The organism is Rhizobium zaerense, assembly GCF_051810725.1.
Lineage (GTDB): Bacteria > Pseudomonadota > Alphaproteobacteria > Rhizobiales > Rhizobiaceae > Rhizobium > Rhizobium leguminosarum_I.
The window spans coordinates 4,789,084-4,806,761 of record NZ_CM132690.1 but is presented as its reverse complement, the minus strand read 5'-3'; the positions used below and the strand labels follow the sequence as shown (position 1 = coordinate 4,806,761).

Annotated in this window: 19 protein-coding genes, 1 tRNA gene and 1 pseudogene; 9 read left to right on the top strand and 12 right to left on the bottom strand. The window is 57.7% G+C overall.

Annotation, left to right across the window (positions count from 1 at the left end; genetic code table 11):
• The first annotated feature begins 1 nt into the window (after position 1).
• Positions 2-214, top strand: coding sequence for a DNA gyrase inhibitor YacG (gene yacG / locus ACS4RR_RS23755; protein ID WP_012755993.1), 213 nt, complete (start codon positions 2-4; stop codon positions 212-214).
• Between the two features lie 179 nt (positions 215-393).
• A tRNA-Phe gene (locus ACS4RR_RS23750) sits at positions 394-469 on the top strand.
• A 160-nt stretch (positions 470-629) separates the two neighbouring features.
• On the opposite strand, the gene ACS4RR_RS23745 is transcribed toward ACS4RR_RS23750, so the two are convergent.
• Both ACS4RR_RS23745 and ACS4RR_RS23740 read right to left on the bottom strand, forming a co-directional pair.
• Positions 630-1,031, bottom strand: a complete 402-nt coding sequence (locus ACS4RR_RS23745) for a hypothetical protein (protein WP_456189488.1) — start codon at positions 1,029-1,031, stop codon at positions 630-632.
• 122 nt (positions 1,032-1,153) lie between these two features.
• Positions 1,154-1,474: a hypothetical protein gene (locus ACS4RR_RS23740; protein WP_456189487.1), complete on the bottom strand. Its 321-nt coding sequence runs from the start codon at positions 1,472-1,474 to the stop codon at positions 1,154-1,156.
• A 133-nt stretch (positions 1,475-1,607) separates the two neighbouring features.
• On the opposite strand from ACS4RR_RS23740, the gene ACS4RR_RS23735 reads away from it, so the two are divergent.
• The 4 genes from ACS4RR_RS23735 (at position 1,608) to ACS4RR_RS23720 (ending at position 4,132) form a co-directional block, all read left to right on the top strand.
• Positions 1,608-1,952 (top strand): hypothetical protein, encoded by a 345-nt coding sequence (locus ACS4RR_RS23735; RefSeq protein WP_456189486.1) that lies wholly within the window; start codon positions 1,608-1,610, stop codon positions 1,950-1,952.
• A gap of 12 nt (positions 1,953-1,964) precedes the next feature.
• On the top strand, positions 1,965-2,705 hold the full coding sequence (locus ACS4RR_RS23730; protein WP_456189485.1) for a hypothetical protein: 741 nt from the start codon (positions 1,965-1,967) through the stop codon (positions 2,703-2,705).
• Positions 2,706-3,101: 396 nt separating this feature from the next.
• The gene (locus tag ACS4RR_RS23725; protein ID WP_456189484.1) at positions 3,102-3,479 is read left to right on the top strand and encodes a GIY-YIG nuclease family protein; all 378 of its coding nucleotides are present in this window, start codon (positions 3,102-3,104) and stop codon (positions 3,477-3,479) included.
• Between the two features lie 194 nt (positions 3,480-3,673).
• On the top strand, positions 3,674-4,132 hold the full coding sequence (locus ACS4RR_RS23720) for a hypothetical protein (protein ID WP_456189483.1): 459 nt from the start codon (positions 3,674-3,676) through the stop codon (positions 4,130-4,132).
• A gap of 455 nt (positions 4,133-4,587) precedes the next feature.
• On the opposite strand, the pseudogene ACS4RR_RS23715 reads toward ACS4RR_RS23720, so the two are convergent.
• The 4 genes and pseudogenes from ACS4RR_RS23715 to ACS4RR_RS23700 form a co-directional block, all read right to left on the bottom strand.
• Positions 4,588-4,851: pseudogene (locus ACS4RR_RS23715) on the bottom strand (transposase); the annotation flags it as partial.
• A 7-nt stretch (positions 4,852-4,858) separates the two neighbouring features.
• Positions 4,859-6,304 (bottom strand): HlyD family type I secretion periplasmic adaptor subunit, encoded by a 1,446-nt coding sequence (locus ACS4RR_RS23710; protein ID WP_456189482.1) that lies wholly within the window; start codon positions 6,302-6,304, stop codon positions 4,859-4,861.
• 14 nt (positions 6,305-6,318) lie between these two features.
• Positions 6,319-8,034 (bottom strand): type I secretion system permease/ATPase, encoded by a 1,716-nt coding sequence (locus tag ACS4RR_RS23705; protein ID WP_456189481.1) that lies wholly within the window; start codon positions 8,032-8,034, stop codon positions 6,319-6,321.
• A gap of 90 nt (positions 8,035-8,124) precedes the next feature.
• On the bottom strand, positions 8,125-8,700 hold the full coding sequence (locus ACS4RR_RS23700) for a hypothetical protein (RefSeq protein ID WP_003584165.1): 576 nt from the start codon (positions 8,698-8,700) through the stop codon (positions 8,125-8,127).
• 472 nt (positions 8,701-9,172) lie between these two features.
• Between ACS4RR_RS23700 and ACS4RR_RS23695 the strand changes: the two genes are divergently transcribed.
• From ACS4RR_RS23695 to ACS4RR_RS23685, 3 genes are all read left to right on the top strand, one after another.
• Entirely contained in the window at positions 9,173-10,261 is a 1,089-nt protein-coding gene (locus ACS4RR_RS23695) for a hypothetical protein (protein WP_456189480.1), read from the top strand.
• 794 nt (positions 10,262-11,055) lie between these two features.
• Positions 11,056-11,820, top strand: coding sequence for a LuxR C-terminal-related transcriptional regulator (locus tag ACS4RR_RS23690; protein ID WP_456189479.1), 765 nt, complete (start codon positions 11,056-11,058; stop codon positions 11,818-11,820).
• Between the two features lie 116 nt (positions 11,821-11,936).
• On the top strand, positions 11,937-12,194 hold the full coding sequence (locus ACS4RR_RS23685) for a hypothetical protein (RefSeq protein ID WP_222280844.1): 258 nt from the start codon (positions 11,937-11,939) through the stop codon (positions 12,192-12,194).
• Positions 12,195-12,197: 3 nt separating this feature from the next.
• Here the strand turns inward: ACS4RR_RS23685 and ACS4RR_RS23680 are convergent, their stop codons facing one another.
• The 6 genes from ACS4RR_RS23680 to ACS4RR_RS23655 form a co-directional block, all read right to left on the bottom strand.
• Positions 12,198-12,923 (bottom strand): SDR family oxidoreductase, encoded by a 726-nt coding sequence (locus ACS4RR_RS23680; protein ID WP_456189478.1) that lies wholly within the window; start codon positions 12,921-12,923, stop codon positions 12,198-12,200.
• Positions 12,924-12,934: 11 nt separating this feature from the next.
• Positions 12,935-13,996, bottom strand: coding sequence for an ABC transporter ATP-binding protein (locus tag ACS4RR_RS23675; protein ID WP_017966965.1), 1,062 nt, complete (start codon positions 13,994-13,996; stop codon positions 12,935-12,937).
• A gap of 60 nt (positions 13,997-14,056) precedes the next feature.
• Positions 14,057-14,263, bottom strand: a complete 207-nt coding sequence (locus tag ACS4RR_RS23670) for a DUF2160 family membrane protein (RefSeq protein ID WP_222386415.1) — start codon at positions 14,261-14,263, stop codon at positions 14,057-14,059.
• Between the two features lie 4 nt (positions 14,264-14,267).
• On the bottom strand, positions 14,268-15,104 hold the full coding sequence (locus ACS4RR_RS23665; protein WP_017966967.1) for a carbohydrate ABC transporter permease: 837 nt from the start codon (positions 15,102-15,104) through the stop codon (positions 14,268-14,270).
• A gap of 4 nt (positions 15,105-15,108) precedes the next feature.
• Positions 15,109-15,984 (bottom strand): carbohydrate ABC transporter permease, encoded by an 876-nt coding sequence (locus ACS4RR_RS23660; RefSeq protein ID WP_017966968.1) that lies wholly within the window; start codon positions 15,982-15,984, stop codon positions 15,109-15,111.
• Between the two features lie 97 nt (positions 15,985-16,081).
• Positions 16,082-17,530, bottom strand: a complete 1,449-nt coding sequence (locus ACS4RR_RS23655) for an extracellular solute-binding protein (RefSeq protein WP_222280841.1) — start codon at positions 17,528-17,530, stop codon at positions 16,082-16,084.
• Between the last annotated feature and the right edge of the window lie 148 nt (positions 17,531-17,678).

Sequence of the window (17,678 nt, the reverse complement as noted above, 5' to 3'; positions counted from 1 at the left end):
TATGCCTGAAGACAAGAAAGCGGCCGCCAAGGTCGAACCGCTGCGCAAGACGCGCCCTTGCCCCGAATGCGGCAAACCCTCCCATCGCGAACATTACCCCTTCTGCTCCAACCGCTGCCGCGAGGCCGACCTCTCCCGCTGGCTGACCGGCGCCTATGCCATTCCGGTTGCCGACGACGAGACGAAGGCCGACTATCCGGATGAGGAAAACTAGAGAATTCCGCCCGCGAAGCTCTTATTTTTCCTCATGAATCCGCAAAGCCGGCAAGACCGTCAAAAAAGAGTCATTTGACGCTTGCCATGGACGAACAAGATGCTATAACCCCGCTCGCTTCCGGGGTGAACCAAGGCCCCGCGGTTCCTTTTCTGAAAGGGACCATCGGAAGCAGGTTAGCCCAGGTAGCTCAGTTGGTAGAGCAGCGGATTGAAAATCCGCGTGTCACTGGTTCGATTCCGGTCCTGGGCACCACTTCCAACTATTTGGTTTTTCCCGAATTTTAGCTCCTTCTTTTGATGGCCCCCAAACTGCGTCTAGATAGTATTTTTTTGTCTTCTAGACGCTTTTCGTTTTTCGTCTGTTCACCTCGGCCTCGAAATCACTGACTGTCTCGGCCATCTTCTTGGATCTGTCAGCTCGGCGAGAATAATGCTTGGCCATGGTCTCGGTCTTCTGCCCGAGCATCTCGGCGATTGGTCTTGCATCCAGGCCGCAGTACATCATGAGCGCCACTGGCAGCGCCATGTGGGCCGGTAGGGTGGGCCGCTACTGCATCACGTTCAAAGTCCATCCAAGGGCGATTGGCCTCCGGCGCATCGGTCGGCTTGCGACCGCGCTTCATCTTGGAAACCGGATTCGTCGACATGAGCTCCTGCTCGATGCCATGCTCAAAAAGGATGCTAAGGACGGTGAGTACGTAGTTCGCGAACTTCCGTTTCCGCTTCTCGAAGGTTTTGTCTCGAAGCCGCGGGATCCAGCCTTGCGTCAGTTCAGCCAATGGCGACGGCGCCAGCGGCCGCAGATACTCCAGCACTTTCTCGTAGTCAGGCTTTGTTCGCGTCTTCAGAGACTTGAAGCTGGCTGATCCACGATAGGAAACTATGAGCGCGCCAAGTGTGCCCGGCTCCCGGGAAAAGGCGGGCCAAGCCCGCCCGCTCAAGCCGCCAGGGCAGCGATAAGCGCCGCTACGGCCAGCATGGCGCGCTGGTCAGCTCCAGTCTCGTTCAAGTGCGTGTTGTCGTATCGGCCTCCGGATCCAATGGAGTCGACGTTCTCGCCGGCGAAGACAGTCGTGCCGTTGACCACACTCGCTTGCGCGGCCAGATCTGCCGCGCTGGTAGCGCCGTCATAGTAGCTCTCTTGCGCCACCAAGATTGCACAATTCGGGATCGCGTGATTGAACGGAAACGTTGACACCGAGGAGCGGGTCTTTCGCCCTGTAAAGCTTGCCGTCGTAAAATTGTCAACGCGCTTCATAGCAACCCGAAGGCGCGCCCCAAATTGGTGATGTGGGGCATCGATCAGCCATCAAATTTCTCGGCGATGTTCCAGCATCACTAGACAGCGATCAGTGCCTTGGTAAACTTCGGACAACGGAGTGGGCGCCACAATGACCAAAATTGATCATGAGCGAGGAGTGTTGCGACTCCGAGACAGCGGAGCCCACGAGCCCCACTGGAGTGGGTTTGAGCGCGGAAAAACTGAGAAGCGGAAGAAGGCGCCGCCCGACCCAGAAGTTATGGCCAAGAAATTTCGCTACATGGAGCTATGCGCCATTTCTTTAGAATGCGGTCACAATTTCCCGCGCATTCCGCGGTGCTTGGCTAAGGCAATTGTGGTCAATAAGAAGATGGATAAGGCTCGTTTGATTTCGGCTTGGCTTGGGCGGCAGGAGGAATTCGAACAAATCCAGATTCGCGTCCGAGTGAGCCGCTCTGCAATGTTACGCCGATAGGGCCAGGATAATATGTTTAAAGAGCACCCTACTTTTGTTGCCCCGCAAGATGAGAATTTAAAAATCTGGCGTTACATGGATTTAGCAAAATTTATCTCTCTTCTGGAGAATAAAACACTGTTCTTCACGCGGGCTGACAAGTTCGAAGACCCATTTGAAGGATCGTGGCCAGTGACAAACGTAATCGCGCGAAACATGATCGTGCCGCCAGAGCTTCCGCCTGAGGGCATAGCGGGTTGGAAGACACTCGTTTCGCAGCAGTCGGATCTTACCAGGAAATTTCGGACTTGGTGTGCGGTTAACTGCTGGCACATGAATGAGTACAGATCGGCGGCAATGTGGAAACTGTATGTCCAGGCAGGCGACGGTATTGCGGTACAATCAACGTATGCCCGCCTCCGTGACTCTATTTCCTCGGAAGAGGAAGTGTACATTGGTAAGGTGAATTACATTGATTATCAAAGACATGTAATCGACGCTAACAACCTCTTGTCGCCCCTTGTTCATAAACGAACCAGCTTCAGCCACGAATGCGAGCTGCGGGCGGTTGTCGTCCATTGGCCGACCCGAGAGCAGTCACCAATAGAGCACGGCGTGGCAGTCCCGGTTGACGTCAAGCGGCTGGTGCAGAAGGTCTTTGTCTCGCCAAGTGCTTCGCATTGGTTTAGCGATCTACTACAACCCCTTATCGCCAAATACGGATTTGATTTTGAGGTCACTCATTCATCCATGAATTCGCAAGTTATGTTCTAACAGGCAAAAATGCGAAGTGCGTCATGCGGGGGTCTTAATTTCCAATAACGGAGCGTGCGCCGGCGCCGAGCCGCCGAGATGCTGGTCCTGGACGCGATGAACGAGGTTGCCTCGCCAGAAGAGGTGCGTCGCGCCTTCATCGCCGCGTCAAAGGTGAGCGATATTGATTGCGGTTCCTAAACAGGGCGGCGCACTAGATCTTGTGCCGGCGGCCAAGAAAAACGCACTCCATTGCGTTTGTCTAATGTTCTGTCACCATCATGTCCGGGGAGGCTGATTCGAACCTCGGAGTTTGATATGAGCACTGGCATTTTCGGACTTCCAATGCAGCCACCTCAGCCGAAGATGGACGAAACCCGATACCATCAATGGCAAGGTGCGTCCGGGAGATGGTGGATGACCACGGTTCAGCCATTGATCGTTGAGCATCTTCGCCTTCCGTCTGTCTATGTGATGGTTCGTCGAGACTTTGATGGTCGCGCCCATCCACTTTATATCGGGCAAACTTCTGACACTGGCCGGCGCATGAGCGAGCATCTTGGCGGCAAGCTGAAAGAGGCAATTGCCCTCGCCGGAAACGAGCTCCATCAGCATTTTTCGGCTGGATCGGAGCGCGAGCGTTCCGCAATAGAAACCGACTTGCGGAATGGGCACAACGCTCCGCTCAATCGTCAGAGCAGTGCAGCCGTTTTTGGTGGCTTGCTCGGCCTTGGCGCGGCGCATATTGAAAAACGCAATCAAACTCTCGCTGGATTGCTGGCCGGCCGCGGCTGACCGCCCTGCGCTGCGGCACCTCTAATTTTTTACACACAGCATGCATGCAGCACCCCCTTGCGGCACCGCGATTTTATGGTGCCGCAGCTGGTACGCTGACGTGGCCGGGGAAAGATCGGTGGTACCCCTAGAGGGTACGCCTTGGATCTTTATAGGATGTCGGTATCCTGCGGCTCCTGCTTTGGGGGAATCATATGATCGATAGATTCAGGCGTTGGGCTCCAATCGCGGTCGCGATTTGGGTGCTAACGGCATTCATCGCCTGGCACTACGAAAGCGCCTGCGGCGTCTTTTTTAGCGGCGTATGCGTTAGCCAGTATTGGGCGGGTCTTCGCTGGATCTTGCTCCTCAAGTGGATTGCACCGTACCAAACGTTGCTTGGCGGTCTCGCTGCGGTAGCCGCAGGCACCTTTGTTCTGCTTGCTGCCAAACTCTCATCTGAGCAAGCGCAGACCGCCGAAAATGCGCGACGGAAGCAGAGCGCGATCGTCGCATGTTCTATCGTGGCAGACGAATTTCGCGACGCCCAAATTCAGGTTTCCTTACAACTTTCCAAAACCGCCGACACCCTTTGCACAGTCTGCTACCTACATTCCCATGCTTCATTCAATCGACCCTATGCTTGGTTCGATTGTCTCGGCACAAAAGCGTGACGTTCAGCAGCACCTGGACTCCTCAGGCGGCTTTGACGCTTACCATGCTGTGCAGGTTACACAGGCCAAGTGCTACCTTGTTTGGCACCTACTACTCTCAATCTCCGAGCGGCTAGACGCTGGTGGAACCTACAATCTTCGCAGTGGCAAACAGCTGCCTGCAGGGCAACTGAAGGGCCTGCTTAACGGGCTCTCGGTTGCGCCACGCAGCTTGACGGGGGTTCATTTCCTTTTTGATTGGGAGACGTAACCTGCCCTCTCGAATTTGGAGGGCTTCTCGGCCTCGCGCGCGGCGCGTGATGAAGCCGGCCGGCGCGAGTGCCGGTCCTTATCGTTATCATGCGCTGACGCGGCCTGCCGGTCAGCTATGGCCGCAAGGTCTGCGGCCCGGATCAGTCGGCGATCCCCATGAAGCCGGCCAACACCCCCTCTGTTTGAGGTTAGTGTCGCCCTTTCAATGTCTTCGCCAGCATCTCGCTCAGTGTTGCCGCCGAGAGCATGGATTCGGCCAAAAGCTTCTTGAGCTTCTGGTTCTCTTCCTCCAGCGCTCTCAACCTTTTGGCATGGAGACCGACATTTCCGAACTGCAGGGATTGCCACCGATAGAAGGTCGGCTCGCTGATACCGTGCTTGTGGCAAACATCTGCCACCGTCACCCCGGCTTGGTGTTCCTTCAGAATACCGGTAATCTGGTCGTCGTCGAATTTTCGTTTGCCCATCACGGTCTCAGTCCTCACGAAATGCTCTGTTGAAACTGTCGAGGAGTGGTCTGACAGCATAGAGCGCTACGCTGCTTTTGCCGGTTTCGATCAGTGTCTGTGCGGGCATGCCGGCGACCAACTCGACATCTTTCATTTTCGCCAACCGCTCGTCCGTGACACGGATCGTCGCGGCAAAGTAGGGTTGGCCGCTCTGCGGATCGATGAGGCGGTCGGCTGACACATACTCCACCCGTCCTTTCAGGAGGGGAACGCGCCGCTGATTGTATGGAAGAAGGTGCACCTGTGCCTCCAGCCCCACATGGACAAGATTGATGTCCTCCGGTCTGACATGGGCAGACACGATCAGGCGATCGGAGCGGGGCAGAAGATCGACGAGCGGTTCGCCCGCGCCGATCACGCCACCTGATGTGTGGATGCGCAGGTTCATGATTGTCCCATCTTCGGGAGCCCGGATATCGGTCCTTGAAAGTTGGTCGTCGATCGCCCGCAGGCGCTCGCGCAGTTGCATGATCCGGCTTTCCGTATCGCGCATGCCTTGGGCGACTTCGCTCAACCGGTCGCTCTCAAGCTTTGCGAGATCGGCCTGCGACTCGCTGATCACCTGGTAGGCGCGAGAGATCTGTGCCTCGACCTGGCCCTGCTGGCCGTCAAGGTCTGCTTTTTCGCGCTCGAGGTTGAGAAGCCTGCTCCTTCGTTCCAGTCCCTTGGCGGCGAGGACCGTAACCTGATCCAGTTCTTCCTGCGAGATTGCGGCTCTGTCGGCCAGTGCCGCCTTCTGCGCGCCAAGCCCGACGATTTCCTGCCGCACCTGCGCGATTTTTTCATTGCCAATCTGAATTTCCGCCTGCATGACCCGGCGGCGGGCCTCGAAGATTTTCTGTTGCCCGATCAGAATCGCGCTGACCGAAGGATATTTGTCCATCGCTGCCCTGAGATCCTCGGGATAGGCGACATGGTCGCCGCCCGTCTGCTCGGCAAGCAGGCGGGCGCGGCTTCCTTCGGCGTCCCAAAGCTGCCCCTGGATACTGTCGCGCTCCGAGCGAGACTTCGTATCGTCGAGTGCTATTACGATTTGCCCGGCCACCACCGTATCGCCGTTCCTGACGAGGATCCGTCGGACAATCCCGCCCTCCAGATGCTGAATGGTCTTGCGGCTGGACTCCGGTTCGATAACACCCGATGCGACCGCAGCGCTTTGCAGCGGCGCCAGGACCGACCAGATTCCCAATCCGACGATGAAGACCAGGATCAACAGGTTCCCCGTCCAGACAACTCCTCTGAGTCCCGGCATCGGCGAAGGGGCGGCGGGTCCGCGCTGTTTCGACTCGATCACCGGCAAATAGGCCGTCTGTTGCCTGGCTGTCGCTGTCGGTCGTTGAGCCAACTGCCGACCCGTCCTTGACGAATTTGAAAATTTCGGCGCCGTTGCATCCAGTTGAACAAGGGTCATGGCAGCATTTCTCCCTACGTTCCTGTTCGCGACGGTGGTTGAAGATAAGTTTCGTAAATCCGCTCGCTGTCGCCGAAGGCAGCCACCGTCCCGTTACGCATGATGGCAATCTTGTTGGTGGCCGGCAGGATACCCATCCGGTGCGTTATGATAACAACGGTCATTCCCCTGGACTTCATGCGCTCGATTGCCGCAAACAGCATGCGTTCGCCGTCATAATCCAAGCTCGAATTCGGATCGTCGAGAACGATAAGTGACGGATTCCCATAGGCCGCCCGTGCCAGTCCCAGCTGTTGGCGCTGAGCCCGAAGGAGCAGGTTTCCACCGTCACCGATATCGGTCTCGTAGCCCTGCGGCAGCCGCATGATGGCTTCATGCAATCCAACCAGCTTTGCGGCGTCGATCGCTTTGCCGGGGTCTCCCCCGTCCAGCCGGCCGATCACATCCTTGATTGCTCCGCCGAAGAGTTCGATATCCTGCGGCAGGTATCCGACGTGGCAGGTCCCCCCGCAAAGGCGCAGAGCCGAGATATCGACCCCACCGAGAAGAGCATATCCGCTCGTTGCCGGCACAACGCCTGCCATGATGCGACCCAATGTCGATTTTCCCGATCCCGACGGACCGATGAGCGCTACGCAATCGCCTGGCGCGAGCCGCAATGTGATATCAGTTAGTATTGGACGATCGGCGAATGGCTTGAAATAGCTGACGTTCTCGAGAACGAGGCCATTGGGTTCCGGTCGCGGCACCATTCGGGCGTCGCGTTCCGATGCAACTGTAATCAGCATTCTGTTCAAGCGATTGAAGGCGTTGCGCGCAAACATAAAGGAGCGCCATGCGCCTATTGCGCCCTCGATCGGTGCGAGCCCTCGCCCGAGCAACAGGCTCGCAACGAAGATGATTCCCGGACTGCCGCTGTTGACGAGCACCAGCCAGGTCGCCGATCCCATCATCAGGATCTGCGCCAGTGTGCGGATCGATTTGGAGAAACCAAGAATGATCTCCGTGCGATGCATCGCTATGTCCTGGGCCCTTCTTGCCATCTCCGCATCGCGATAGACGATCAGCGCTGCGCCATCCTGCATGCCCATTGCCCGGATCACCTCGATGTTTTTGAGGGCGGTCGCAAATCGGATATAGCTCCTCGAAAGGGCGAGATTGGCGTGGGCAAGCGGCTCGCGTGTCGCCAGTTCCGTCATGAACGCAAACAGCAGAAGTGCAACTGCGCACAGAAGACCGATGGTCCCAAGCAGCGGGTGAACAAGAAAGAGCAGAAGCAGGAATACCGGCGCCCAGGGAACGTCAAATAGAAGCGAGCTGGCCGGTGAATCGAGGAACTGGCGTAGCGCGGAGAGATCCCTGTAACACTCTGTGGCGGCTCCCGTATCGGCGTGAGCGGCATATTCGAACGATGCGGTGAGCACCATGGGCCGTAGCCTGTGGTCCAGCCAGCTGCCGATGCGCGAAAGAGCTGCCCTGCGCACGATATCGAGCGTCGACCCGACCAACACGGCGATGGCGATGATCATCGTCAGCATCAGGAGCGTGTCGGCGCTTCGGCTCGACAGGACCCTATCGTAGATCTGCAGGAGATAGATGGAAGGCGTGAGAAGAAAGAGATTGTAGCCGAAGCTGTAAACGAAGACCAAGCCGAAGGCTCCGGCACAGGCCCGGAGTGCAACAACGAGCTGCGTCGGCGGGCACGGTGGCTTTATGGAAATTGTTGTCATTATCAGATCTCGCTGCACTTGATACTGACAAGAAGAGGATGCTTACCTTGAGGGCCGCCGGCCGAAACCAGCGGCCCTTGAGGTCTGAGTTCAGGAGCCGAGATGGTCGACGTCGATATGGCCGAAGGCGTTGATGAAGTGATCGAGAGAATTGGTCACCGTCGTCGTTTCGGGATCCGTGTGAACCAATGCCGACGAGATATCGCCGCCGTGAGCCATGTTTCCGTTGCCGCCGTTGCCGCCGACACCGGCGAGGATGGTGGCATGCTGATCGGCCATAAGCTGCGTATATTGTGTCGCGGTCGTCGCCGCAGCCACCGCAGCCGTGTCGCCGCCGCTTGTGTTTCCTTGACTGCCGTTGGAGTTGGAATCTCCGCCCGCGCCGCCGGCGCCGCTATGCGCGATTGCCGCTAGGAAGTTGTTCTGGGCTTGGCTAAAGCCACCGTTTCCGCCATGGCCGGCGTCCCAGTCTGCCGTCTGCCAAACGTGATCGCCGTTGTGCACATCGGTCGTTGCCCCGTAGACCTTTTGTGTGGGGTCGACATAGGCGACCGGGTTGTAGTTGATGTTCCCATCGTTGTGGCCATCACCACCGTTGCCGGCATTCGCGTCACCCGCATCCGGATGATTGAGATGAATCGTGTCGGATATTTGTGGAATAGGCATTGATGTCACTCCTTCTAGTTGGTTTGCGAGTTAGTTTTTTTACGGCGTCCCACTACGACGTGCGTTCCGGCATATCGCCGCAGTCAATACGACCGCGGACGAATATTGCCCGCGATTTAAACTTCGAACTACCTAGATATTCGGGGACATTCCTTCGGATGTATTTTTGATATAGCCGAGCGTTATTTGATTGGTGTTGGCGATTTGGCGCAGGGTGGCATGTCATGATCAAGCCTTCGACCTCGCCGAAGCGACGCCGGGGCCTCTGATCCAAAGGCCGATTGCGTGCTTGCAACTCGCACAAGGGACGCTGCGGTCATGACGGCCAAATGGCTACAGAACTAGCCGATGGGATGTAGACGAATTGCAGGCTCTGCTTTTCTGAGGTTCAGAGGCACAATGCCTGAACAATTCAGGCTGCATGGCGCCGCACGCTCGGGGGACATGCGGTTGACCGTGGATGGAGACGGTAATGGCGGAAACTCGTTCCTTATTGGAAGACCTGCCCAAGGCGGGCACCGATCAACACCTCGCCTCCAATGTGGCCGCGGGGCATCTGGCGCTGGTGCCGACTTGGCTTCCATTGGATGTCGCTTCCGGTCCGAGCCATAATTCAGCCGGCAGCGGTGGTGACGGGATAAGCGAAGGCGTGATCAGCAGCAACGCGCTGGCCGTCTTCATGCCGTCCAATGCCGCCATTGCGGGACCTCATTCGGGTGCCGACGCCTTCCAGGGCAGTGATGCGCTCATCAATCAGCATCCCACCGAAATGGCTGGGATAGGCGGAAATGGCGGAAGCGGCAATGTTGCCGTCGGCAGCGGCGATGGCGCCAATCATGCCGGCACCGGCGGCAATGGGCTCTTCTACGGTGGACTCGTCAGCACCGAAGTCGCGCTGTTTGCCCCCGTCAATACCGCCGTGGCTGCGGGCCCTGGCGCGGAGGCTCACGCCGAGCAATCGAACAACGCCCTGTTCCTGCAGGGCGCAACCCAGATCGGCGGCATGGGGGGCACGGGCGGAGATCATAACGTCGCGAGCCATGGCCCGTCGATGAGCCCTGGAACTGCGCTCACATTGACCGGCGACTATTATGCAGGCCACGGCGGCGATGGATATTTCGTCGGCACTATGGTCGACGTGAGTATCGCCATCTTCTCGCCGATCAACATCGCCATCGGCGCCGCGGGCGGCTCGGCGGAGGCCCATCAGACAAACAATGTCATTTTCGATCAAGGCGCTGTGCAGATCGCAGGCATCGGCGGCAATGGCGGTGGCTTCAACCTGTCGTCAGACACGATTTTCACCGGCAACCATGCGGGCGGCGGTGGCGGGGCAGGATCGTCGGCCGGCAGCATGGTCGATGTCAATTTCGGCTATTTCCATCCCATCAACATTGCCGTTCCGGCTGGCGGGACGGCGGACGCCCAACAGATCGACCATGTTCTCTATGACCAACATGCGCTCCAGTTGGCCGGCATCGCGGGTCACGGCGGAGAAGGCAACCTCACCGACGCCCATTCGGCTCTCGTAGACGACATTCTGGCCTTCATGCATAGCTAGAGCAGGATGATTTTAAGCCGGGTCGCCGAAAACCGCTCACACCGGCATCATTCTCCAGGGGATAGAATCCCGGCTTGCATTGCAGAGGCTCAACTGCACGAAACCGTTCTTCGTGCGATCTTTCAAGCCATGTGTTGAATTGTTTCCTCCGCCCGGCATTCGGCTCCTTGGGCCGACATGGCACTGAGCGGCGGGCTCACTGAGATCCCGAACATTCCACAATGACCTCATCCGCATTGTCGCCGATTTCGGCCGCCAGCGGCCGTGACCTCCGGCCGCTATCGGTCGGTGCCGGCGCAGTGCTGCCTGCGGCAGAACAATGCTAACTGGTATTAATGCGTCACTAGAGCATGATTTTACTAATCATAACGGGTAGTCAGCGATCCCAGGCTTTTGCTGCTTTTCGCGTTTGTCGTCTTGTTGTCGGGTCTGCGACTGCTTTGAATTGAGACATGGAAACAAAGCCGAGCCGATCGGCAGCTCGTTATATCCACTGGCGCTTTCCGAAATGGGTCTGTAGCAGATCGATTGGCTTTTCAATGCCTTTGAAAGCTTTGTTGACCCGCTTGCCATACGTGAATTCGGCGAAGGCTGGAAAGTCTGCAGCGACAAGTCGAACCAGCAGGACGTCATGAAAAATCTCTTAACTGTTCTCTGCAAGCCCAGTTATCTATCGTTGATATCTTATAGACTATAAGAATTATCATGCGAGATCAGACTATTAATATCTGAAATACACTCACTTTTTATCATGACATGTAATGAGAACAGGAATAATATGAATAGCTGTTGCGTTGCAAATATTCGTGGGGAGCACGCAAGTGTCCGACATTAATGGAACTAGGCGCCGTATGGGGCGCAATGCACCAACTGTGATCATCGTCGAGCATTCTACATTGGCGCGCACCACCGTGGTGAAGCTTCTGGAGCGTGAACTCGGCGGATGGAACGTTATAGATTTGATCTCGACTGAGAGTCTCGATAGTGCTCTTGGAACTGAGGTGCGTTTGATTGTATTGGGTCTGGCCGGCAGAAGTGTTGAGAGCACCAGCCTGCGTGATGATCTCGCGGCGATTGCCGCGCGTTTTCCTGAGGCTCCTGTCACGTTGCTCTCAGGTACGGATGACGCCATCATAGCCCGTCAAGCACTCAAGATGGGCATCCGCGGCTTTTTCTCGACCTCACTTCCCGTTGACATTGCTCTTGCCGGTCTTCGTCTCGTTCTGGCAGGAGGAACATTTTTCCCGCAGCTATTGGGAGCTGTTACAGCAGGCGCAAGCCAGCATATTCCGGTCAGAAATGAGGCCGAAAAGAGCTTGGATGACAGGACGCAGTACTTGGCGATTGCTGATTTCACTCCCCGGGAAGCGGATGTCCTCGCAGAGCTGCAATGCGGCTGTTCAAATAAGGTCATTGCAGGAAAACTCAATTTGTCGGGGCATACGGTGAAGATGCATCTGCAACACATCATGCGCAAGTTACAGGCGCAGAACCGCACTGAAGTGGTTGCCCGCTTGATTCAAAGAGCCGCCAGCGAGCCTGACGCCTCGCCGAGTTAGGCGGCGTCGCCAGTACTGGCGTATCGGCGGGCGTTCGTTTCAACTTGTCTCATATCGTGATGCCATGATCGGAACCGCGAGTCCGGCCGCCCGTTACCCTTTGAGGAACGGAGGACATGGACATGCGCAAGAGAAAAGCCATCGTCGAGGCGGCGCTCGAGTCCGAGTACGAGCGCCAGGCGCTCGGGATCATGAATACGGAGCAAGCTCTGAAGCTTGAGGATGCTGATGGTCTTGTTTTCAGCCATCCGGATAAAGAGGCCGGCGTGACGGATCACTTTGTTGATCAGGATGAACTGCGCCGATTGGTGCGGCGGTCAACGTCGCCGCTTCCGGTGTTGCAATCGCCGGGCCGCACTGCACGTTCGTCCTGAGCCTCAAGCAATCATGTAACCGCCGTCCACCGGCATCGAGATGCCGTTCACCATGGCAGCCTCATCGGACAGCAGGAAAAGAACAACCTCGGCAATGTCTGCCGGCTCCGCGAAGCGACCAACCGGAATTCGCTTCATCATCCCCGCGGCCTTCTCGGGATCGCTCCACGCCTTCACCGCCATCGGCGTCAACGTCACCGTTGGGTGGACGCCGTTCGCGCGGATGCCGTGCGGCGCGAGCTCCTTGGCCATGACCCGCGTCAAGCCATCCAACCCACCCTTCGATGCACAATAGGCAGCGTGGTCGGGGATGCCGACGAAGGATGCGACCGACGAGACGTTGACGATGGCACCTGGACGGCCCTCCTTGATCAGCGAGCGGGCATATTCCTGGGCGACGATCATCGGAGCACGCGTGTTGACCGCGACGAGACGGTCGAAGGCTTCGACGGTTGTCTCGAGAAACGGCTGAAGCTCGGTCGTGCCGGCGCAGTTGACAAGGAAATCTGCGGGAAGGGCAGCGATGACAGCCTCTCTGGTCGCATCGGCGTCGGCGAGATCGACCTGGATTGCCCGGCAGCCGAATTCCCCTCGCAGCGCGTCGACGTCGGCGGCACTGCGGGTCAGGGCGACGACATACGCACCCCGTCCGGCGAGCATCCTTACAATTTCGCGTCCGATGCCTTTTCCGGCGCCGGTCACGATCACCGTCTTACCTTTGAACTCCATGGGGCGTCCTCCTATAGTCTCTGGCCTGTTTCCCGATCGAAGATATGCGCACGTCGGGGATCGATATGGAAGTACATCGTCCGTCCGGGATCGACCTCGATACGCTCGCGGATCAGGGCGTCGATCGGCACGCCTCCCGTCCGGCCGAAGATCAATGTTTCCGAACCCGTCGGCTCGAACACCGACACCTCCACCGGAACGCCTTCTTCGCCGATCGTGATGTGTTCCGGTCGGATGCCGTAGGTAACGGCTCTTCCTTCATCCGCATTTGTGTCTGCCATCGGAAGGGCGATGCCCTGGTCGGTGACGACGATCTTCCTGCCGTCGCGGATGGCTATGCGGCCCTGGAGGAAGTTCATCGATGGGCTGCCGATGAAGCCGGCGACGAAGAGGTTGACCGGGAAGTCGTAAAGATCGAGAGGCTTGCCGATCTGCTCGACCCTGCCGTCGCGCATCACCACGATCTTGTTGGCCATCGTCATCGCTTCGATCTGATCGTGCGTGACGTAAACCGTGGTGGTCTTCAGTCGCTGGTGAAGCTCCTTGATTTCGACGCGCATGGTGACGCGGAGTTTGGCGTCGAGGTTCGACAACGGTTCGTCGAACAGGAAGACTTGCGGATCGCGAACGATGGCACGGCCCATTGCCACGCGTTGACGCTGGCCGCCCGATAGTTGCTTCGGATAGCGGTCGAGATAGGGCGTCAGGTCGAGGATCTCGGCTGCCCTGCCGACCTTCTCGTCGATCTCCGCTTTCGGTCGCTTGGCCATCTTCAGCGGAAAGCCCATATTCTCGGCGACCGTCTTGTGGGGATAGAGCGCGTAGCTCTGAAACACCATCGCGATGTCACGCTCCTTCGGGGGAGCGTTGGTGACGACACGGCTGCCGATCCGGATGTCTCCGCTGCTGACCGTCTCCAGCCCGGCGATCATCCGGAGCAGGGTGGATTTGCCGCAACCGGATGGACCGACCAGCACGACGAATTCGCCGTCCTCGATGTCGACGCTGACGCCATGCATGACCTGAAGAGAGCCATATTTCTTGGTGACGTCGCTAACCTGTACGTTTGCCAATGTCGTTCCCCCTAAAGCAGCGCGGCTTGTGACTTGATGTCGTTGACAGAATTCATCGGCTCATCCCTTCCAGACGACGTAGGCGCCAAGGACTGCCGAGATCGCCGCCGCGAACCATACGGAAAGGCCGATGGGTTCAATGAACCGCATCCAGAACAGCGAGAGCGCGACCCAGATGACGACTGAGATGAAGAGCCGGTCGAACCAGTTCGTTTCGATCGGCAGAAACCCCGGCTTGCGTTCGTTATTTCCTGATTGAGACGTCATCGTTTCATCCTTTCACGGCACCGAAGGTCAGGCCGGCGACGATGTGACGCTGCACCACCGAAAAGACGATGAGCGCCGGAACCAATGTCAGCATGGAGATCGCGGCCATGATGCCCCAGGCCGTGCCCGTGGTCGTCACATATTCCGACAAGCCGGTGGTCAGAGTCCGCGCATGGAAGTTGGTGAGCGTCGCCGCCAGCAGGTATTCGTTCCACGCAAACACCCAGGTCAGGATCAGCGTCACCGCAAGTCCGGGCCGTGCCAAAGGAAAGATGATGTCATAGAGGACGGTCCATGGGCTCGCGCCGTCCATATAGGCCGCCTCGTCCAACTCCTTCGGAATGCCGTCCACGGTCGGGCGCAGGGTCCAGATGGCGAAGGGGAGGTTGAAAGAGCAATAAACCAGGATCATGCCCAGCTTGGAATCGGCGAGCGAGAAGTCGCCGATCCTGTAGACCTGCGTCAAAAGCAGGAAAAGCGGCAGCAGGAAGACCGCCGGCGGCGCCATGCGGTTGGTGATCGTCCAGAAGAAGATGCTTTCCTTGCCGGCGAGGTCGAAGCGCGTCAGGGCGTAGCAGGCAAGGAAGCCGAGCGTGGTGACGAGCAGCGCGTTGCCTGACGAAATGATCAGCGAGTTGAGCATGTAGCCGCGCAAGGTCGGATTGGTCAGCACGTCCTGATAATTCTTCCAGAAGAAGCTCCTGAGAATGACATCGGGCGTCGAGAACAGGTCGAAGGGCTGTTTCACCGATATGACGAAGAGCCAGTAGATCGGGAAAAGGGTGATGAAGCTTATCAAGGTCCACAGGAGGGCTGGAAGCCAGGGATTTTTGGTCTTCATCGCTTCAACCTCTCTTCACGCGGGGTGCAATCAGGCCGACGTAGAGCAGCCAGCAGACGACGATGGTGAGATAGAGGACGATGACGGAGATCGCCGAACCGTAGCCGTAATTCGTCTTGGGGAAGACTTCCCTGAAGATATGGACACCGATGTAGCGCGTCGATGAACCCGGACCGCCTCCGGTCAGCATCAGGACTTCGTCGACGGTGCGCAGCGCGTCCATGAGCCTGATGAACACGGTGGCCAGCATGGCCGGCCGGATCAAGGGGAGCGTGATGTGCCAGAAGATCTGGCTCTTGCCGGCGCCGTCGATCTGCGCCTGCTCGAACGGGTCTGATGGAAGCGAGACGAGTGCGGCGATCAGCGAGAGGGTGACGAGCGGCGTCCAGTGCCAGATGTCCATGATGACAGTGACCGTGAAGGCCGCAACGGCGCTCTGGCCAATATTCAGATCGTAGCCGAACCAGCTTCTGAGAAGATAGGGAATGATGCCGATGGACGGGGTGGTCATCAGCTTCCAGACTGAGCCGACGATGATCGGCGCCATGATCAGCGGTAGAGTATGGATCGTGCGAAACACTGCCTTTCCGGGAAAGTCCTTGAGCAGCGCCTGGGCGAGGATGTAGCCGAGGACCAGTTCCGACACGACCGCGAAGAAGACGAATGCCAGGGTGATGCCGAGCGATGCCAGAAACTGCGGGTCGAAGACGAGCCGCCGATAGTTCTCAGCCCAGTTGAAAATCATGCCCGGATTGGCCGCGAACGGGTTCCATGAATGGAAAGAGACCCAGAGGACGTAGATGAAAGGAAAGATCCCGAACAATCCGAGGATCACTATGGTCGGTGACAGCAACAGCCACCCGAGCTTCTGCGAATGCATCGCCTGTCCCCCGTTGAACACTAAGTGGATGTCCGCTCCATCTGGGAACGGAAGATGACGGGTCGCCGGAGCGACCCGTCAAGTTGGGGAGGATGTCTTATTTGCGATAGCCGAGCGAGGTGAGCTCCTCTTCGGCCTTGGCCGCCATCTGATCGAGGCCTTCATCGGGCCCGATCTTGCCGGTCAGGATGTCATAGAAGATAGGCGCGGTCGCTTCACGTACCTGCGCATGGAAGGGGTAGGGAGGAGCGCCGGCGAAGAGCTTGCCCTCGTCCTTCAGCATTGTGTAGAAGCCGCCGAGCTTGACGTCCATCTCCTTCACCTTCGGATCGTCGAACGTCGCCGTATTGGTGATGCGCGGTGCGGCGATCGCCCAATCGGGCTGCACGTCGTTTTGGCCGATGAATTCGAGGAAGAGCAGCGAGGCTTCCTTGTTCTTGGACGTGACCGGCACGCCGAAGGCGCCGCCGTCGTAGTAGCCGATATAGCCCTTTCCGGCTTTCGCGTCGTCCAGCACGCCCGGCTCGAGCGGCGGCAGAGCAAACCCGACCTGGCCGACCACCTTCGACTGCGCTGGATCGCTTGCGATCCAGGCGGCATTCTCACCGTAGATCAGCCCCTGGGCGACACGGCCGGCGGCGAAGGTCGTTGCTGTTTCCGTCCAGGTTGACTGCGTCGATTCCGGAGGAGCAATGTCGCGCAGGTGCAGCCAGTACTTCAACGCGGCCTTCGCCTTGTCGCTGTTCATCGCGCCGCCATGTTCGACCGTCGCCGCATAGTTGTTCTTGGCGTCGATGCCCCAATTGTAGACGCCGAAGGTCGGCACGATGGACTCGAAGAATTCATACCAGGACGCCGGATGGCCTGTATGTGCCTGGGCGGTCGTGCCCCAGAGCTCCATGCCGTTATCCTTGCCGTACTTCGTGAAGAATTCGGCGATCTGGGTGTATTCCGCGTGTGTGGTGGCCGGCTTCAAGTCCTTGCCGGTTTCCTTCTTGAAGGCTTCCTTGATCTTCGGATCTTCGAAGAGGTCCTTGCGATAGAGATAGGTCTTCAGGAAGGCTTCCATCGGAACGCCGAAGAGATCGCCGCTCGCGTCCTTGAAGTAGTTGGCAAAGCTGGTGAAGTTCGCATCGTCGTAGGTCGGCGCCTTCAGATCAGCCTGGTCTTTCAGCGTCTTGGTGATGTCGACGAGGAAATTCCTGGCGAGATAGGAATAGATGATGTCCTGCTCGATATAGACCATGTCATAGATGCCGGTCTTGGCTTCCATGTCCTTGATGGCCTTGTCATACATCTGATCCCAGGACGTCGTCTCGATGTCGACCTTGATGCCGGTCTTCTTTTCGAATTCCGGAGCGAGCACGTTCTTGATGTAGTTCGATGGCGGGGTGCTTTCGGTGACGCCGTGCAGCGTCACGCCTTTGAATTTGGCGCCGGCGTCGGACCAGAAGTCAGCCCAGGCAGGCGAAGCAGTGGCGGCGAGGCTGAGCGTCAGCGCAAGCGCGCTAGCCTTCAAAGCATAATTCATTTTCAATCCTCCCATATTGCAGCGAGATCATTTCGCCGGTCCTTTGTGTAGGCCAAAAAAACTGGCAGCGCAATATTTGTTGTCTAAACATGCAAATCGCGGGTCTATCCCATTGATTTTTGCAGAAACTAATTTCGGGCAGAGGATGAAATGCAATGGGCAG